Below are 18087 nucleotides of genomic sequence, written 5' to 3' on the forward strand. Positions count from 1 at the left end.
AGTAACATTTATGAAAAAACAAATAATCACTACGATTCGATCTGATGAGCTAAGAAACATATTGGGGATCAGCAAGAGTACTTACTACCGGATGATCAAAACTGGACGCCTTCCAAAGCCAAATCCAGTTTCAGATCGCATCAGAGTTTTCGATGTGGAAGAGGTAGAAGAGACTCTCGGTTTTACTCTAACCAGCTCCTGTTCAAAAGCTCATTAGTGAAAAGCGAGTGGCGGAGACTACACAACAACACACTCGTTTTTTAATTTATTCAACTGAATCAAATCAAGCTTCAGGTCACAAACAGTTAACCACTGCACTACTGGCTTGGTCTATATTCACCCAAATGACTTTCAGAATTTACCCCGCAACCTCTCTGAATGCAGCAGAAACAAACCTATTGGTATCGTATGGCTGGCAATGTGTCCAGAACTCAGCGTTAAGATCCTTTTGCTAGTATATTGCTAGCAATGTGATCACAACTCAGCGGTAATATCCTCTTGCTAGTATATTGCTAGCAACGTGATCACAACTCAGTAGTAATAGCCTATCACTATTATATCGCTAGCGACGTGATCACTACTCAGCAGTAATATCCCCTTGCTAGTATATTGCTAGCAATGTGACCACAACTCAGCGGCAATATCCTCTTGCTAGTATATTGCTAGCAACGTGATCACAACTCAGCAGTAAATTCCCTTGCTAGTATATTGCTAGCAATGTGATCACAACTCAGTAGTACTGGCCTATTGCTTTTGTATTACCACCGATGATTAGACTCATAAGTCATAAGAGCATTTTGAACATGTTCAAAAATAAATATTTAATATTTTGAACATGGGTAATCTATACTGTTCAAATATTTTAATTTTTGAGCAGTCCCGGAACGATGACTTTGAAGCTGGATATAGAAGTTCTCGCTAAAGATGACGATGAAGCGCTATCGCTTCTTACTCGCTTTGCCCATGAAAAACTAATGGCAGCGGATGTACACGAACTCGATGGCACTAAAACGCTTAACATCGATGGCGGTGAAAACGACATCCGCGCAAAAATTTCTAACGCTACTATCGAATTTTGGGTGCGCTACAGCCACGATGAGTCCATGTATGAAAAAAAGTTGCTCGATTTCTGTCGGCAACACAATCTCACTGTAAGGTTTAAAACCACTGACAGAGGGGATAAGTGATGGCACTAGTTGGCTTCGCACGCGTCAGCACAACCGCACAGGACTTGGCAGCACAACTGGAGCAGTTTGACAGGATTGGTTGCGATAATGTTTTTGCTGGCAAACAGGGTGGCACAAAAGACGAAAACGAGCGAAAACTCGAAGAGATGATTAGCTATATTCGGGATGGTGATGTGGTTGTCGTTACAAAGCTGGACCGACTTGGACGCTCTTTGAGAATGATCCTGAGTGCTATCGATGCAATTCACAAAAGAGGCGCTTCTCTTCGCACGCTCGATGGCGCTATCGACACATCTAATAACTCGCCGTTCGCTCAGGCGCAAGTCAGCTTAATAGGCACATTTGCACAATTAGAAAGAGATCTAATCGTGTCTCGGACAGGCGACGGCCGTGAACGCGCCAAACTCAAAGGTGTACCGTTCGGAAGAAAGCCTAAGCTCAATTCAGACCAAAAGCGGGAAGTCGTAAAACTATACAATTCAGGCAACGGCACAAGCATCAGCAAGCTAAGCCAGAAATTCAACGTATCAAGAATGACCATAAGCAGAATAGTGAATGAATAATGCTATGAATGATCCACACTTTAGTGAAATATGGCCTCTAGTAAAGCACTGGTTTGATTCAAAGGAAAGCGCGTGGCGCTGGTACACTGAAGAACAAATAATTGGTTTTGGCGGAAAAACACCAAATGAACTTGTTGATGAACAAGGCAGTCAAGGGGTTCATGAAATAGAAAAGTTTATCAAGTCAAAAAACCTAGGCGGATTCGAATGATCTCACCGAACTCACTATATCAATTATGTGTCGCTGCTCAGATATAATCTGACACTTTCATGTGTACGGGCAGTTAGGCAAGATTAGTTACAGACTTAGGTGCTACAATGTGATTTTCTATTTCTGAAATCAAGCGCACGTAGAAGATTTACCGCCATCTCTAGAATGACGCTACCGAATCAAGGATTTTAACCTGTTCTATGTAATATATTAGATTAGACAATCTGTACTTAGATTATACGCGAGATTAGGGAAGCGTTTTAGTTGAGCTTGCAATAGATATTGTTTTGGCACCTCTTGATAAAGCGACATATAAATTTTGTCTATTCATGTTGCTGACATCAATAATTAAACTGTGATCGGCTTCCAAGCCCTTAAGCAATAAAGTACTACCAATAGCCAAATTTGGAATACGGGTATCACCTCGTTGACGCAGACTTTCTCTGGATCTCTCCATGCCTTGCTTGAAGCTCAAGGATGGTTCACAAACAACGCTATTAACGGCTCTATTTAATGCTCTGAATGCCGCTCGTCGATAGATTCTAACATTATTGTCAGCTTCAACAGCATTCATAATTACCAAAAAATTAGCGGCTGTTTTCGAATGAATGAATGCAACTATTGCAGCTTCAGTCGGGGTTGGTCCGCTTCTGTTTCTGCCCGCTATTATTGTCTTTATTCTTGGAACCCAAGTTGAAGCTCCCATTCCTGTGGCCAATGCTCCAAAAATATTGATTACACTGATCACTAATTGTTCACCCAGTTCAACGTCTAATTGTCCAGTGAAGGCAACTAAATCTCTTAAATCAACGGGTTCAACCACATCAATCCCGTTATTTTGACTCGCATATAAATGTCTTGAGTTCGTGTTGATTGAGTCGCCAATAACTAGCAAAGAATCTTGGGGATAAATGTTCCTAAGGTGATACTGTGCTGCACTCTTAAGGCGCATATTTTCTTGATGATTTCTGCTCAGTTGAATATGTGATACAGAGCTAGGGCTATGTGTTAAATCAATACTGCTATTGGCTATCAATCTCCTGCGGCATTCCAGCACCCACTCACCTAGCTCTTGGTTTTGTGCATTTATCCAGCGCCAAGGTGTATTCAACTCTGTTAGCAGCGGGAAATGATTTAAAACCTCTGCTTGCCAATTTGGAATCTGCGTGCCTCGAAAATTGAAGATCAACTGCATTGGATCCCCTAAAACTGTAGTTGGAATACACTGTGCAATAGAGCAAACGATATTATGTTGTTCTTGGTTACAATCTTGGTATTCATCAACAATCAGTCGTGAATATGATGCCCTGATCACTTCGTGCAGACTTCCAGAAGCCAAATAACGACTCACTACATTTCTTAATTCAGGGTAATACGTTTGAGAATTTTCAACATGTGATGCTATTTGACAATTGTGGCTAAAACTACTCGCGATTCTCACCGACCAGCCATCGATCGTCGACAATACATAATTCTTTGCTGGTACATTTGCCCTAGTTAGCCTCTTTCGAAGAGCTGCAACGCCAGCAGTAGTATGGGTTAATACAAGATATGGCTTAACGGGTGTAACAGCCAACGCTTCAACTATAAGTTGAGTCTTTCCACATCCTGCTGGAGCTTCAATAGCACCAATTTCATTTTCTAGTACGATTGCTGCTGACACTTTCAGTCCCTATTGTCGTGCCCACGCAAGAAGGTCATCTAATACTTGAGTAAATGCAGGCTCTATGAATAGTTTGTTAGGCCAAAGAACAGTTTCAGCAACGTTTTCCATAGGCTCAATGTCTTTATACCACTCTTTTTTCTTTGCTGTTATACCAAGATACGGTCGATAAGCATCCTGAGGAGTCTGGATACAACTTATGAGATTAAACTGACTTTCAGTTGCGTTGATAATGTGCGTATTTACGGCATCATTAGTTTTTCTCTCAATCGCAATATTTAACAGTTGAGGGATGAGATGGAGGTGACAATTATTAAATATTGCCTGCTCAGTGGCTTGGTTTTCACCCCATTCAAACATAGGTATGCTCAGTCGTATTGCTTCGGTGATGGATGCCTGCTGCTGATCATTGATATCTGAATCTTTAAATATTGCAACAGGGTAACCTAACTCATTAAAGACCTTGGCTCGCTTAAACATATGACTTCCGCCGCCATCTGCGTGCATAACACCAAGTGATTGGATGCTATGCTGCCCCTGTACCTGTTCAACAGCATCAACACCTTTTAAAAGTCCAATTTCTGTTTTCCCTTCGCAGACTATTACTTTATTACTCAAGAATGCTTCAGCACATACTCGCAAAGTCGATTGATGCTCGTCGCTATCATTCATTGAATATATAACGTGATTAATTTGAGGTTGCCCAGTTATTGAATACTTTCTCAAAATATGTAGTTGCGACGACTTTAATTCTCGGAGAACATAAGGAGAGTGCGTTGTAATAAATACTTGCTGTGTTGGTTGCTGTTCTTTTGCTCCTATCTCTTTAAGCAAACGGCTAATTCTAAATGGTTCTAGACCGAATTCTACCTCATCAATTATCAACAGTTTTGAGTTGGAAACCAATTTTTGAAGTCCCGCTAAAAGCAACCTAGTTGAACCAGTACCCATTTGTCTAATTGGCGTTGAGTTAGCATCATGTAAGCTCACTGCACCATGCGAGACTGAAACACTCGACACATCAAGTAAAGCTTTAAGCTCACCTACATTTACGCCGAGCGTATCTGCTACACCTTGAACACTTGCAAGGGCACTATGAATCCCATCCACATTTTGCTGTGCAAAGGCTTGTCTGGCGTTGCGAGAAACTTCGGTAAGAACTTCACTTACGTCAAATCTATCATCTAATAGTTTGTTTAGAAGTGAGTTACGTCCCCACGTAAAATGGCGAGATGAGCCTTCCCCTAATCTAGTGGGTGATATTAACTCCCTGTGACTCCAAGGAAGTCGCTTCTCTAATCCTTCCTGAGCAGCGCGATCTGAATATAAGCCCCAGTCTGGATCCAAACCTTTATCCACTACTAACCTAACTGTAATAACAGTTTCAGCGCCTACTTGAGGCTCATCATACAACTCCTGAGTAGTAAGATTGTAAGAACGGAGAAAACTGCCATAGCGCTCAATGCTTAGAAGTTCATCACTTAAGCGTCCCAAAGTGACATAGATTTCAATTGGGTTATCAACATTGGAATTATGGAAGTCAGCATCTGTAAAACTAATATTGCGTCTAGCACCGAGACAAAGGTCAATTGCATCAAGGACGGAAGATTTTCCCGAATCACCGGGCCCAATTACACAATTTATGCCTTCGATTGGATACCAATCTAGAGATTGAATACCTCTGAAATTACGTATAGCGATGTGACGAATAATCGACATGAAACTCCCTGATTTAACATTCCCTTATCGTGGTAAAACATAACGAAAGCAACAAAGAAAGGCAAAGTCTTATTCGTGCTAAGATGTTCAAAACACTTTTTCATTAAATAGCGACACTTGCTTTTCTTTTGAAATGCCCACTTCACGCATAAAAGCAAGAAAGGTAAAGTGTGGTCAATGAGCTCTCACTGGCTCATCATCAGACTTTCGCATAAATCTCGCCAGCATGCTTCTTTATATGCTTCCTCAAAATCAGAAAATGACAAGTCTATTTCTCTAAGTGACCTATGATGGCGAAATAACCACTGGATGAGCTCGTCAGATATTTGTGGCTTTTCATGCCACTCATGAGCATCAGCCGGAAGTCCTCTTTCACAAATGACAAACCCTACAAACGCTTTGTGCTTATCTATTTGTTCATCGTCATAGAGCTCCTGCAAAAACTCATAGAGTTCATATGTTTTGAAATGCTGTAAATGAGCATAAAGCTTCGCCTGTGACACACGCCAAGAATGTTTTATTTCGTTGAGACATTTAACATTAACCCCACTCATTTTTTTATAGGTGTTTAGATCTTCAATCTCATCTTGTCTAAGTCGAACAAATTGCTCAAAAGTTCTCAGTATATCTTCGGTGGTTGTGCGCATTGATGGACTCCGCGTTACCTGCTAAATGCCTCAATTGTGGCGCGGAGATTTTCAATGTCACATTTTTTTAGATCTTTTTTGATTGGAGAAACCAGATGTCTTGACAGGCACTAAACGTGTCGCACGCGACATTATCGATGCCATTCTTGGCACCACTGACGCCTCTCGTGACATCAATGATGGCGCCCGTGACATTAAGCAAAGCAAAATATCGTTAGAATTGTTGTTGCAAAAAACACGGAGTTTTACTCACATTATTTTTATTTATAATTTTATAACTCTTTATAACTGTTAAAGTAATTTATAACACAGAAATACGTTTAAATGGCTGTCAACTTCCAAAACTTTGACTTTAATCACAATGAATTTTCTTCTTAAACAACAATGTCAAATGAGTTCGGGCATTTTGATGCTGCTACCTCTTTCCTATCAATGTGATCTCTGAGATCGCAAGAGCCTGTCCATCAAAGTCCAAATTATCAATAACGACGTTTCGATATTTGCAACTTCAGCATGCTTTACATCACCGTTGCCTTCTGAGCCGTGAATTATTGGTAACTTGTTTCGAACGCTTTTACAGGATTCATATTTAGATAAAAGGTTTGAATCAAACTGAGAATCAATGCACTCCAACGTATCGTCTATTATTTTTGTATGACGTCCCTTGGTGTCTTTTTTAACTCTTTTAGATGAGTACAGCGTTAACTTTTCCGTCGTGTTATTCCAAAGAAATTTTTCTATTTCATTAAATAGCTCCATTGTTCCAAGGAATATTCTGTCATTAACGCTTTTTTCATCAATACCCTGCCATAACATCCATGTAACTGAGTGTTGAGTTTCTACAAAAAAGTTTCGAGTTCTCCGTTGAAAAGGCGTTCCGGTAAAAGGCTGCTTTTGACAGATTTCATCGAGAATTCTCGCAATAGCAAACACTCTGCAATAGCGTACCTGACGAAGTCCGCTTGTCATCTTCTCAACAAACTGACAGTAGATATCCATTGCAGTCGCTACGGCATGAGAATTAGCATTATTAGAACTTTCATCTGATTTACGCCAATATGCCATCGCTCCTTTCTTTATAGCCTTTTCAAGATTCCAGAGTTTGTTGGAAGCAGATGCTATTAAGACAGGAAGCCCGGGAACGGCATTTAAGAGAGATTCAACGACTGCAAAGCCGCTCAGATCGTCAGAATCATAGTTTTCAAAAGCAGACTCGTGTTCAGATAATCTTAAGTCTACTATCGCCAGTTCAGGTAATTTTCCCTCCCCGTGCAATTGAGACATCTTCAAAAACAATTCAACGTCAGCCTGACTATTAAAACATCGAATATCGGCATTTATATCAGCCAACATGCTGTCTACCAATTGGTACCAACCATCTGCATGCTGATCATCAACAAACCAAATTTGTAAACTTTCACTACTTTCGAATACGTCACTTGAGAGATGAAATGTCTCATGCAAGTCATTGTAAAAAGACATGACAGGAGTGCTCTGACTCATGGACCTCTTTACATGACTCCACGTAGTTGTGAGTACTCTTCTCTTTTTTAAACAAATCTGTATTTTTCTATTAATAAAAGCTCTGAGATCTCCGCTGTGCAACTCATCCCATCGTTCGAGAATCTCCCACATCATCATGGCGTTTTCCTGATTGTGCAAAAAAGAACAGGCGCTATGTAATGTTAGCTTGGAAGTCTCATTGAACAGAGTAAGGTCGCCTTCAACTTTTTGCAGTTCAAGCAGATCGAGTACTAATGAGAGTAATACGGCACCTCTGATATTTTTAACAGCATGCGGATCTAATAAAGACGCTGGTTGCTCAGGCATGTCATTGCAATCAAAGATTAGCGACTGATCATCTCTAAGAGCACCCGTTTCTTTTTCTACTTTCTCAATGATTGCGTCATCTACGTCGGAAAAAGCAATAGTAAACAACCGAAGGTTGGAAGATTCGAGACCTTGTACTAACTTCAACAATGTCTTGAATTTATCTACAAAAAGCCCTTGCTGACATTGGTTCAGATTAGAGATGTTAATCACACACTCTTCAGAAGTTAAGTTGCGTTTCAGCAACCGGAGTAAATTAAAAGGGTTAAATTGACCTGAATGATTGAAAAGAAATTTACTATGCTTTGAAGTAAGTTTTAAATCAAATGTCATTATCAAGCTTCCCGCTTGATTGATTGACAACGCTCGATAAATTCAGGCAATACTTTTTCAAAGTAATCACTATCAATACTGAAGTAAGGTCTCCCGGTGCCACTTTGTCGCAGATAGGGAGTACTATCGACAGAACCCGAGTAGACCATCATTGGCCAATTATTCTTTTTAGCGAAGTGGTTTACGATGTCATATCCAGTCATACCCGAATGGCATATGACACCATCAATTTTCAACGACGCAATGTAATCGACGTCAACTGTTTCACAAACTTCGATTATATTTCCATAGCCCAACCGTTCAATCTTTTCCTTAAACGACGAATTACGCTCGGGACGTCGATCGTCGTCCATGTAGATAATTCTAAGCATTTAGTCTTTAAACTCTCTTAGGGTAAACATTAACCTTCCTTTTTTCGCATCTACAGCTACAGACGCTTTGTGAAATGAATGCTCTGTCAGATTTACAATAATATTTTCCAACACACTTTTGCTGTTACGTTCTTTAAAGCTCCCATGAACTAAAAGATCTCCCACAGGTAAAAATTCCCTAGCAGCAGAAGTTAGATCTCCACCAGCGATCCATTTTTTGACTAGACCCGAGTCTGATGCCATATCTATTTTCGGCATTTTGCTGAATGGCAGTCCTGTATCTCGCCTGAATATTTGCAAACATCTAGGCTCTTTGGTTTCCGGATCCTCGTTAATAAAACAGAGCACATACGGCTTATTAGCCGATGATGTTCTCACCCTTTCACTATCAGCCATATGCTGCTTAATACTATCAAGAACCTTCTTTAACGAATCTCGCCACGCTTTAATATCTGTGACGACTCTGTCTTCCATGTTACTTCTATCGATTTCAACAGCGTTCTCCATACCCGCGGCAGATACAGCGGGCAAAGCAATTTGTTGATAAAAGTTGTCAGTATCATTTTCATAAAGTCGTACAGCAGATTTTAAATCACGAATTGCTTGTACTGCTTTAGCCGATTGCTTAGATGGTTTTTCAATATTAATGCGAACATCATCTCCATTGCTTCGCAGCAGGTTAAGAAGCTCTTTATGAGTATTTGATAGCTTCTGTTTTAAGGTTTTTGAAAGATATCTAAAGTTTTGGGCAACTGACTCAGACAAATTGTCAACAAGCTGTTTCACACTATGTCCATCTCCATTAGTGCTTTTGTGAAAAAGATCGTCCAGCGGGTACATATTCAATTTTTGACAAACAACACGTTGTTTTTTGGGATCTGGCCAACCTTGTTCGACTAGCATCTTAATTTTATCCAGATCAAAGGAAGAATGAGACTTACAATGCACTATCAATGCTCTCTGTAAATTTTGAGGCGCACTGTTAAAGAAGGTCTCATAACGAGATTTGTCTGACTTTAATTTATCGGCTTGCTCTTTAAGGCTTTTTTCTTGTTCAGATAGTAAGCCACTATCCAAAGCCAGATAGGGCTGAGTCTTTATTAGGGATTGAAGGTGAGTAAGCTTATTGGCGAGCCTAAGCACTACGTGTTCAACAGGCCACTCAAATTTCATCGCAATGCGATAAAATGCTCCTAGCATCTCTTCATATTTTTTTATTCGGGCATACTGTTTCGGAGAAATTGAACGTCTCTTGTCCAAATCATAGGGCGAGTTAACTGCCGTACACACAACTTGCCCGTACCAATGAATTCTTCCCAACAGATGCAGAGCATAAATTTTGTGCATTTCATCTTCTGTTATTGGCTTAGGATGCTTGACTCCCTTAGATGGTGAACGTAAAAAACGCCCGAGCGTTCCGTTTTTAAAAAAACCAATGGGCAAAAATGCATCAAATGCTCTTTTATTTTTTAGCTTCCAAAATTCCAATATCGACTTCTCAACTGAGTCATATTTGTGCTCGAGGTTGTAAAGTGTCGCTCTGAGTGCGTCCACATGTTTTTTATGCAAATTTAGTCCATCATTAACCACTATCCCCGTTACCATCTGACGCGTACTTCGATACATTATTTTTGTTTTGGCCTCATTGATTTGAAAGCCATTTCTTCGCACATGACGAGTTACTTCATCTATTATTTTTTGTGGGGATATCCGCTTTACATTGTTGGTCGATATCGTCAAGTCATCGGCGTAACGCGTATAAGTTAAATCATATTTTGCTGCAAACTTTCCAAGCTGATAATCCAACTTTTTGCAGATAAGGTTTGAAAGCAAAGGGGAACTAGGGGCGCCTTGCGGTAACCCTCTGTTGATATCAATCTCTTTTGGCAGACAAACTAAAGATGCAGCTACAGCCGCCTGACGATGACTAAAACCATATGGCTTTTTAATGAGCATCCCAACTATTCTAGGGAAGGTAATAGAAGGGAAAAAATCTTTAAGGTCGATGCTTATCACGACCTTTTTTCCAGTATGTGCCAACGCATTACTCACGACACCCCTAGGCCTGTCTACGCCGCTGACGGATTCAACATCCTGATCATCTTTGAGCGGTTTTACTGAATTTGCGGAGACAAAGCCGTAGGCATACTGTGAAACGTCATGATTTTTCTCAAGATACTTTCTCAGTTTGGACTGATACTCTTTAAGCTTGTGGTCAACTGTGACTAGCTGCCTTTCAGTACCATTGCGCTTTTTGATGGAAAAGGTTTTATAGTGTTTCTTTGTTATTGGCCAACACCCATTTTTCGATAGCAGTTTGGTATCAAAAACAGGTTCACTCGCTAGCAACTCTTCTAGCAATGAAAAGATGTCTTGTTCTTTTTCTGTATTTTTCGAAGTTGGTTTAATTATTTTCATTATTCAATTGAGGTCGCGCTTCCCCAGATTACTCATCGCGCTTGCGCGAAAATTGTCCTATAGTGTCACTCATGTATTCTCATGAATGTTAGATATTACATAACGCTACGTGTAACACGTAACAAGCCAATTGCCTGATTCGGAGTAAGTGAGCAACAAGTGCTCAATTACCCTACTACAGACAACGACTTAACTAATCTGGAGAAGCGCTTTTAAAGTTTATCAAATTTTTCAGACTGTCTCTTCAATTTTCAGTTTTATTTATGAAGCATTAGACTTGTTTTGAAAAAACTATTTCAAAGTTATCCGAATCCCATTTTGTTATTGAACCCACCCAATCTATTTTAGGCGAGAACGTGTTCTTATACTTACTGGCGTCCTCACCACAAGCAATTGCCTCCGGCGAATTCGTTTTTGCAATAATTGCGCGAACTGTTGCCCCATTTTTAGTTGCTAGATCAAGCTTTTCTCTAAACTCGGAGTTGCCATTGCCACTCCATCGACTGACTCTATCAACGTACTTCATAGCCCGCTCTCCGTTAACCGTTACCGGCTGAAAGAATTGGTGCCACAGACTCAGTACAAGCTCACCTTTTTCATTAAATGCCGATACAGACCACTGCACGTTGTTTTGCGTAGCTTTGAATGCCTTGAACGCCTCTGAAATTAACATAGCCATCTCCTTTTACTTAATCCAAAGCACCTATCTGGTCCAATAACGGCATTCCATCATCAGCCAATCCTTGAAGTTCACCGGCCATTGACATCATTTGGTTCGTGATCCCATCAATTTGCTTTTCGCGCTTGTTCCAAATACGAGTCATGGCATTACGTTCCTTCTCAAGTTCTTCCTTCATGACTCTTTGGTGATCAACCACTGCTTTTACTCGTTGAAGAAACTGAGGACTGCAAATATAGTCATAGACAGCCTCAATATGTTGTTCACGACCCGTACTAATTACTTTTTGTCTCTGCACTTCAAGTAATTGCATTCGTAATGCGTCAGCCAAACTTTTAACCAAACTAGGCTTTACTAACCAAATATCGTCTCTTATGACCATCGAGCCCCTTTCTTCTGCCGGGAACACTTCTGTTACGATTACACCTATGTTGCCATTAACTGACTGCATGTCTGTTTTAAGCTTACTGATCCAGTTATTACTCCAGTTCTCAGTGCGCTTTGTTTCCCATACCACTTTCCCACACTCAGTGCCGGAGCGCATTTTCACCGTTTGAATAATGTCAGCACCTCGCGCCCCCGTTTTGACAGCTTCCACTTCGTCTAAGGGATATTCAGTGGCAAGAAGTGATTCCAGCTCAAGCTCAAGCACTTCACCTTGAAGCTGCTGAGATCCTTGAGCAAGCTTTCGCTTCATCTCTTCATTCGCTTTCACGGCATCAGCGAGCTTTTTATTGTATTCAGCCTCTCTTAACTTAAAGCTTTCCTCCAAACTCTCTTGAATAGACTTCTTTTCTTCATCGAGCTTTCGTGCCACTTCCAGCTCCAAGTTCTTTCGGCTTTCTTCAATAGATGCTTTTTCTTTCCTCAGCTGCATTTCCCTATTCCGAAAATCTGCTATTTGCTCTTTTTGCATGGCAATGGAATGTTTGAGCTCGTCACTCTCCAGTTTCATATTCTCAATGGCCAATTCTGCTGCCTTTTGCTTTTCTCGCTCAATGCGCTGCTCCAACCTCTTAGCGGCCTCACCACTATCTTGTAATTGCTGGGTCAGCTCTTCGATTTGGCTTTCCTTGTCTTTTACCAAAGATCGCTCCAACTCCTTTCGGATCTGTTCTTCCAGCCCAGACTTGGACTCTTCGAGTTGCTTTAAAAAGTCAGTCTCATGCTTCTCTATCAAATGACTTGCGATACCATCTCTCAGTTGGAACTGTGTATCGCAGTGTGGGCAGGTAATATGGTCGTCGGAGTTGATGATTATTTTGGCGCTCATGATATTTTTCCTAAATTAAAAATTCTTTCCATAATGTAAGCACCTTACGTGCCAAAAATAAAAGCCCTTATTTTACAAATACTTAAGAAGCATTACTGTATACAACCCAATTAAAATAGCAAATATAATTACCATTTAGCAAAATTATTAGCGGTTATTTTTATTTCATAGCCTTAGAAAAGAAAGGTGAAGCGACACTTCTGCCCCCGCAGTCCAATATCACCAAGTTTTCCGTTGAGCGAGTGATGGAGGTATAAATAAGTTCTGGCTCATCTTCTTCCAGCATGATGTAAAACACTGTTTTTGCTTCTAATCCCTTATAGCTATGTGTTGTTGACAGCTTGATGTTGCCTGAATTTGCGTAAAAATGATTTTTCTTTATGCGTCTGACTCGCTCAACCTCACTCGAACTTGCAGAAATCTCTTTATTGACTTCATGTTCTGTCATCTGTTCTAGAAGCCCCTGTTCTACACCCAATATCGCAGCTAGCTCCTGATATGTTTCAAACATACAGTGAGTCTTTTCTCTAGCAGTCAAAAGATCGTTCAACTTTCGCAACGGAAATATTTTTGAACTAATTATGATGGTGTCATTTGGGTGTAAATCATAAGCCTTTATCAGCTCCTGAATCGTCTCGAATGCTAACTCTACAAAATCTGCGGTTGGCAGCTTTTCATGTTTCAAGAGGCTGAAGCCCATACCCAATTGTTCTGCGGGTGTCTCTATTACGTCCGTGTCGGAATATTTATCAATCAAAAAGTTGAGCTGGAACTCTTTGAACAATCTATTCAATGGGGAGTCATAACTCGTTCTGTAAGAGCGCGTTAACTTGTTCCAACGTCCAAAACCTTGAGCTATAACGGCCGACCGGCCTGAGTTTCTTGCGTAGATATCTTGAGAATCATCGCCAAGCAAAACCATTTCACCATCTTGCTTCAGAAAATTGTCTCTGATTATTTTTACCCACTCAGGCTTATAGTCCTGAATTTCGTCCACGAGCACAGTGTCATACTTCACTGTATCTTTTTCACTGAACAAATCTACGTCATACAGTCGCTCCAGACCGTATCGTGCAACAAGCTCTACTATGTCCCGTGATGTGTTATTGAGTTGTGAGTTAAAAAACTGATGGTAATTTGAGATTTCAAAGCTAGTAAAGTCACGCCCCCCTTGCAGATCGCTAAGTTTATCACGTATGTAATTTTTTAAAGTAATATTGAAAGTAAGTATGAGCACTTCTGAGCCATGACGACTTCGCGCGTTAATCGCTCTGCTAGCTAAGATGGTCGTTTTTCCGCAACCGGCGACCCCCTTAATCTTTTGCTTACCATTATCACTTAAAGTCAAACGTTGCTGTTTATCGTCCAACTTAATATCAATACCCTGTTTGATTTCATGCTCAGATGGACTCAAACGTCGTTTAAAGTCCCTATAAACATCTTCGTCAAAGAGAACGTGATTGTCTTGATTTCTGATTTTTTTCACCAGTTTCTGAATGCTGTCGTAGCCAAACGACATCCGTTCATCTCGCTGGATTTGGCGTTTTTTGTTTAACAAAGACTCATTAACACGCTCATATTTTTCAAAACGAATAGCACCACTGCGATAATCACTTTGAACTTGCTGTCTATGCATAGCATTTGAGCTGTGGACTGGCTTATATAACGAGGTTAACTGTTCCTGACCTGCTTTGTGAAAATACACGAAACAATGAACAAGATTGTAAAAGTTCGGGTTCGTTAAACGGCGAATGCCTACTACGGGAAGATGCAAGTCATAAAGGTTTTTCTTGTAATTAAAGGCTTGTGATTGCGGCGATTTTACTCTCTGTCTTCCTTGACCGGCCATGACTGACCAAGAGTTTTTATCATCAATTGTGTATAGGCCGAGATCCCAGTCTTTTACTTCAATAACAAACACGCCAATACCCTTCTTCATTATAATGATGTCAGGGCGGTCACCATCTAGATAAGGATTAAAGAAAACCTCATAGGTCTCGTCTAGGTTTTGCTCCAAATACTTAACTAAATGCAGCTCGCCATCTGTTGGCGGAACCTTCAATCTTTGAATGTTTTCTAACGTTGGATAAATCGTGGCCAAAATCTTTCCTTTGATATTACAAGCTACGTTTTCTTCGGGTCGATAGTGACACTCTTGTCAGTATCTTCCCTTGAATTACATGTGATTTCCTTTCCGAAAATAATCTTCTGTTACCAATTCCTAATCAGTTAGCTATCAGATTTAAATGTATTAATCTGACCATTCAAAAACCTTTCTAATGACTCGCTTAACATGGAGGTTTGCCTAAGCGTTTCAGCTTCACTTAGAAAATTGACCCAACCGTATTCAGGCATGACAAGTACCTAAAGCTGGACTAAATGAATACTTTTTGTCTTCTTCAATCTTCCTGATTACATCCATAACATATCCTTGTTTATTAAAGCTCTCCTGCAAAGGCTTTTTGGCTCAGTGAATCGAAAAGCTGTATTTGTTTTACAGAAGAATCTAGTTGCTTCGAAATCTTTCCGACAGCATGCTCTATTATTTCAGAGTATTTAAGCTGTAAATTTGCTGGTGGAAGCAATATATTTAAATTTTTTAAAGCAACAATCTTAAGCTCAGCAAATGTAGTTCCTGAAGCAATCGAGCTGTAATTTGCAAAAAATATTCGTTTTAAAAAGCTTCTCAGGTAATCAGAGTTTATCGTTGTTTGGCTAGACTTTATCCAAAGCACTCTTCCATCTTTAAAGTAAAATGGTTCATTGTGACTTACCTGCCAAATACGCCCATCAGGACAAATTGAAGGAAGCAATAAGTCCCCAACTTTTGGAACACCACCGTGTGCTTTCAAGGCTTCGTAGTGTTCTTGTGATATAAATAGGCTGGGATTGATTTTTTCACTATTTCCTAGCTTTCCTACCTCTGTGCCACGATAAAAGGGAATACCTGAGTCTACAAAGTCGTCCACGAACACTCTTTTGCTCGAACCGACTGCACAAATATCACCAAGTTTTTTAGATTCCCATCCCATCGGATTCGTCACCGGATCACCGAACATATCCAGAAAGACGCTTTTGAGAAAATCATCGGCGAGTTGGATGGCTTGCTGGCGTTTGCGGCGGATGGCATCGGCATTGTCTAAAATTGCGGCAATGCGTTTTTGCTCGTCGAGTGGGGGGAGTGGGATTTTTGTATCTTTAATCATCCCTTGACTGATATTCGGTTGGGCTCCACCAACAGCATTTCTCAGGAAATCAGGTACAAGTGAACGAAGTGCATAATAGACATACTTTGGAAATGCTTTGTGTTCGTCTGGAATTATACTACAAACAGCCTGATTGGTGGCCGCATCTATTCCTAGCATGGCCATTCGACCTACTGTTGCACCATACATGGCAAGTAAAATAGCGCCTTTAGGAACAAGTTTGGCACTGCTTTTTTTAACACCTAATTGGGTAATGAATTCCGACGCTTCCTCCACGACTTTTTCACGTAAGTCGCCAGATTTTATCCACGGAATGTCTCCGTTATAAAACTCAGTGTTCCTCCTTGATGGAGTACCACCGCTTCCCGTTTTACAAAAATCACCTATCGCAACCAGTGGCCAACTCACAGCATTCCCTCCAATGCTTTCAAATCGGCCATGATGTCTTCTTCAAGCTTTACCAGCTTACCCAAGATCACCTTGGGCTCTTCGAACTCTTCTGCCTTATAAACCGTTTCTTTGTAGCGGTTGATAGATAAATCATATTTGTTATCAGCAATTTCTTCCTTGCTCACCCAGAACGCTTTTTGTGTTTTATCATTCTGCTCAGTGCCAGCTATCGCTTTGTCGCGCGATTTATATTTGGTCACCATATCTGGGAGATCATTGTCTTTGATTGGCGTGCGTTTATCGTCCAAACTAAAACCATCTGCTTTCACATCATAAAACCATACATGGTCTGTGGTTCCGCCTTTCGTAAAGATAATTATGGCAGTTGAAACCCCTGCATAGGGTTTGAACACCCCGCTCGGAAGCGAAATCACGGCTTCTAACTGATTATTTTCTACCAGTAGTTTGCGAAGCTGTTGGTGTGCTTTGGATGAGCCAAACAGCACGCCATCAGGAACGATAGTCGCGCTTTGCCCCCCTATACGTAACATACGTTCTATCAGCGCAACGAAAAGCAGCTCGGTTTTTTTAGTTTTGACTTTACGGAGAACTTCGGGACAAACATCCTCTTCATCCAGCGAGCCTTTGAAGGGTGGGTTCGCATAAATCACGGAAAAGCCCTCTTTGGCCTCTTTGGGGAATTTCTCACTGAAGCTTTGGCTGAGCGTGTCCTGATAGTGAATATCAGGCTCTCTAATGCCGTGCATCACAAGGTTCATGGCGGCCACGCGAAGCATAGTCGCGTCAAAGTCGAACCCATGGAACATATCCGTGTCGATATGCGTCCTATCCTCAGGCTCTAGAAGGTCGCCCGAATACAATACATTCTCCACCGGCTTACCATTGACATCCACAAGCGGTTGGCCGTTTTCATCAAACAGCGGCTCTCGCTCTACCCCTTCTTCTGATGTGTACTTTTCCAGTAAGTACTCATAAGCAACGGTCAAGAAGCCGCCTGTTCCTGTCGAAGGGTCGCAAATACGGCTGTCTTTGCTTATCTCAACCATCTCCACCATGGCGCGAATAATATGACGCGGGGTTCGAAACTGTCCATTGATACCGGCAGTAGTTAATTTACTCAGCAGATATTCGTATAAGTCACCCTTGGTATCGGCGTTCTCAAGCGGTAAGTCATTTATCAGCTCAACGGCTTTCACCAGCAGGCTCTGCTTTTGGATCATGAGCTGCGCGTCTTTCATAAACTCGCTGAACAGTGCGCCCTTACCTGATGTTTCTGCAAAGTAAGGAAAAAGCTCATCACGGATAGTTTTGTACAGCTTTTCCGCACCAAGGTGACGCAGGTTCTGCCAACGCAAATGCTGCTGTTCATCAGTAAAGCGACGATTAAACGGTTTGCCCGTACGGGCACTTCGTTTTTCATCTGCCTGCTCTGCCATGTCGAGCATCCGGGCGTACATTAAAAACGTGACCTGCTCGATAACCGTTAACGGGTTGGTGATACCGCCGGTCCAGAATTCTGTCCAGAGCTTGTCGATTTTGCTTTTTAGTTGTCCTGTTATCATTCTTTTCTCTTTAC

Annotated in this window: 15 protein-coding genes; 4 read left to right on the forward strand and 11 right to left on the reverse strand. The window is 41.0% G+C overall.

Annotated elements, in window-relative coordinates; genetic code table 11:
- Window positions 1–10: 10 nt before the first annotated feature.
- The 4 genes from OCL06_RS16225 (at window position 11) to OCL06_RS14940 (ending at window position 1961) form a co-directional block, all read left to right on the forward strand.
- Window positions 11–217, forward strand: coding sequence for a helix-turn-helix transcriptional regulator (locus OCL06_RS16225; protein WP_373318497.1), 207 nt, complete (start codon window positions 11–13; stop codon window positions 215–217).
- Window positions 218–893: 676 nt separating this feature from the next.
- Window positions 894–1187, forward strand: coding sequence for a hypothetical protein (locus OCL06_RS14930; RefSeq protein ID WP_262995986.1), 294 nt, complete (start codon window positions 894–896; stop codon window positions 1185–1187).
- Window positions 1187–1750: a recombinase family protein gene (locus OCL06_RS14935; RefSeq protein WP_262995988.1), complete on the forward strand. Its 564-nt coding sequence runs from the start codon at window positions 1187–1189 to the stop codon at window positions 1748–1750. The genes OCL06_RS14930 and OCL06_RS14935 overlap by 1 nt, the downstream gene beginning before the upstream one ends.
- A 4-nt stretch (window positions 1751–1754) precedes the next feature.
- On the forward strand, window positions 1755–1961 hold the full coding sequence (locus OCL06_RS14940) for a hypothetical protein (RefSeq protein ID WP_262995989.1): 207 nt from the start codon (window positions 1755–1757) through the stop codon (window positions 1959–1961).
- Window positions 1962–2208: 247 nt separating this feature from the next.
- On the opposite strand, the gene OCL06_RS14945 is transcribed toward OCL06_RS14940, so the two are convergent.
- The 11 genes from OCL06_RS14945 to OCL06_RS14995 form a co-directional block, all read right to left on the reverse strand.
- Window positions 2209–3624: a UvrD-helicase domain-containing protein gene (locus tag OCL06_RS14945; protein WP_262995991.1), complete on the reverse strand. Its 1416-nt coding sequence runs from the start codon at window positions 3622–3624 to the stop codon at window positions 2209–2211.
- A 9-nt stretch (window positions 3625–3633) separates the two neighbouring features.
- On the reverse strand, window positions 3634–5343 hold the full coding sequence (locus tag OCL06_RS14950; RefSeq protein ID WP_262995993.1) for an ATP-dependent nuclease: 1710 nt from the start codon (window positions 5341–5343) through the stop codon (window positions 3634–3636).
- A 185-nt stretch (window positions 5344–5528) separates the two neighbouring features.
- A complete protein-coding gene (locus OCL06_RS14955; RefSeq protein WP_262995995.1) occupies window positions 5529–5990 on the reverse strand; it encodes a hypothetical protein in 462 nt (153 codons plus the stop codon).
- Between the two features lie 429 nt (window positions 5991–6419).
- Complete coding sequence (locus OCL06_RS14960; protein WP_262995997.1) at window positions 6420–8153, reverse strand: DNA-binding transcriptional response regulator; 1734 nt, start codon at window positions 8151–8153, stop codon at window positions 6420–6422.
- Window positions 8154–8155: 2 nt separating this feature from the next.
- On the reverse strand, window positions 8156–8506 hold the full coding sequence (locus OCL06_RS14965) for a hypothetical protein (RefSeq protein WP_262995998.1): 351 nt from the start codon (window positions 8504–8506) through the stop codon (window positions 8156–8158).
- Window positions 8507–8524: 18 nt separating this feature from the next.
- Entirely contained in the window at window positions 8525–10942 is a 2418-nt protein-coding gene (locus OCL06_RS14970) for a reverse transcriptase family protein (RefSeq protein WP_262996000.1), read from the reverse strand.
- Between the two features lie 271 nt (window positions 10943–11213).
- On the reverse strand, window positions 11214–11615 hold the full coding sequence (locus OCL06_RS14975; protein ID WP_262996002.1) for a hypothetical protein: 402 nt from the start codon (window positions 11613–11615) through the stop codon (window positions 11214–11216).
- Between the two features lie 16 nt (window positions 11616–11631).
- Window positions 11632–12894 (reverse strand): DUF2130 domain-containing protein, encoded by a 1263-nt coding sequence (locus tag OCL06_RS14980; protein WP_262996004.1) that lies wholly within the window; start codon window positions 12892–12894, stop codon window positions 11632–11634.
- Window positions 12895–13054: 160 nt separating this feature from the next.
- Entirely contained in the window at window positions 13055–14995 is a 1941-nt protein-coding gene (locus OCL06_RS14985) for a nuclease-related domain-containing DEAD/DEAH box helicase (protein ID WP_262996006.1), read from the reverse strand.
- 337 nt (window positions 14996–15332) lie between these two features.
- On the reverse strand, window positions 15333–16508 hold the full coding sequence (locus OCL06_RS14990) for a restriction endonuclease subunit S (protein WP_262996008.1): 1176 nt from the start codon (window positions 16506–16508) through the stop codon (window positions 15333–15335).
- Complete coding sequence (locus tag OCL06_RS14995) at window positions 16505–18073, reverse strand: type I restriction-modification system subunit M (RefSeq protein ID WP_262996010.1); 1569 nt, start codon at window positions 18071–18073, stop codon at window positions 16505–16507. Before OCL06_RS14995 ends, OCL06_RS14990 begins: the two co-directional genes overlap by 4 nt.
- Window positions 18074–18087: the final 14 nt, after the last annotated feature.

The organism is Alteromonas salexigens, assembly GCF_025628895.1.
Taxonomy (GTDB): Bacteria; Pseudomonadota; Gammaproteobacteria; order Enterobacterales; family Alteromonadaceae; genus Alteromonas; species Alteromonas salexigens.

Bases quoted from the DNA above. Each gene is read 5' to 3' on its own strand.
- OCL06_RS16225 (WP_373318497.1), top strand. From the start codon at position 11: ATGAAAAAACAAATAATCACTACGATTCGATCTGATGAGCTAAGAAAC.
- OCL06_RS14935 (WP_262995988.1), top strand. From the start codon at position 1,187: ATGGCACTAGTTGGCTTCGCACGCGTCAGCACAACCGCACAGGACTTG.
- OCL06_RS14940 (WP_262995989.1), top strand. From the start codon at position 1,755: ATGAATGATCCACACTTTAGTGAAATATGGCCTCTAGTAAAGCACTGG.
- OCL06_RS14950 (WP_262995993.1), bottom strand. From the start codon at position 5,343: ATGTCGATTATTCGTCACATCGCTATACGTAATTTCAGAGGTATTCAA.
- OCL06_RS14955 (WP_262995995.1), bottom strand. From the start codon at position 5,990: ATGCGCACAACCACCGAAGATATACTGAGAACTTTTGAGCAATTTGTT.
- OCL06_RS14960 (WP_262995997.1), bottom strand. From the start codon at position 8,153: ATGACATTTGATTTAAAACTTACTTCAAAGCATAGTAAATTTCTTTTC.
- OCL06_RS14965 (WP_262995998.1), bottom strand. From the start codon at position 8,506: ATGGACGACGATCGACGTCCCGAGCGTAATTCGTCGTTTAAGGAAAAG.
- OCL06_RS14970 (WP_262996000.1), bottom strand. From the start codon at position 10,942: ATGAAAATAATTAAACCAACTTCGAAAAATACAGAAAAAGAACAAGAC.
- OCL06_RS14975 (WP_262996002.1), bottom strand. From the start codon at position 11,615: ATGTTAATTTCAGAGGCGTTCAAGGCATTCAAAGCTACGCAAAACAAC.
- OCL06_RS14980 (WP_262996004.1), bottom strand. From the start codon at position 12,894: ATGAGCGCCAAAATAATCATCAACTCCGACGACCATATTACCTGCCCA.
- OCL06_RS14995 (WP_262996010.1), bottom strand. From the start codon at position 18,073: ATGATAACAGGACAACTAAAAAGCAAAATCGACAAGCTCTGGACAGAA.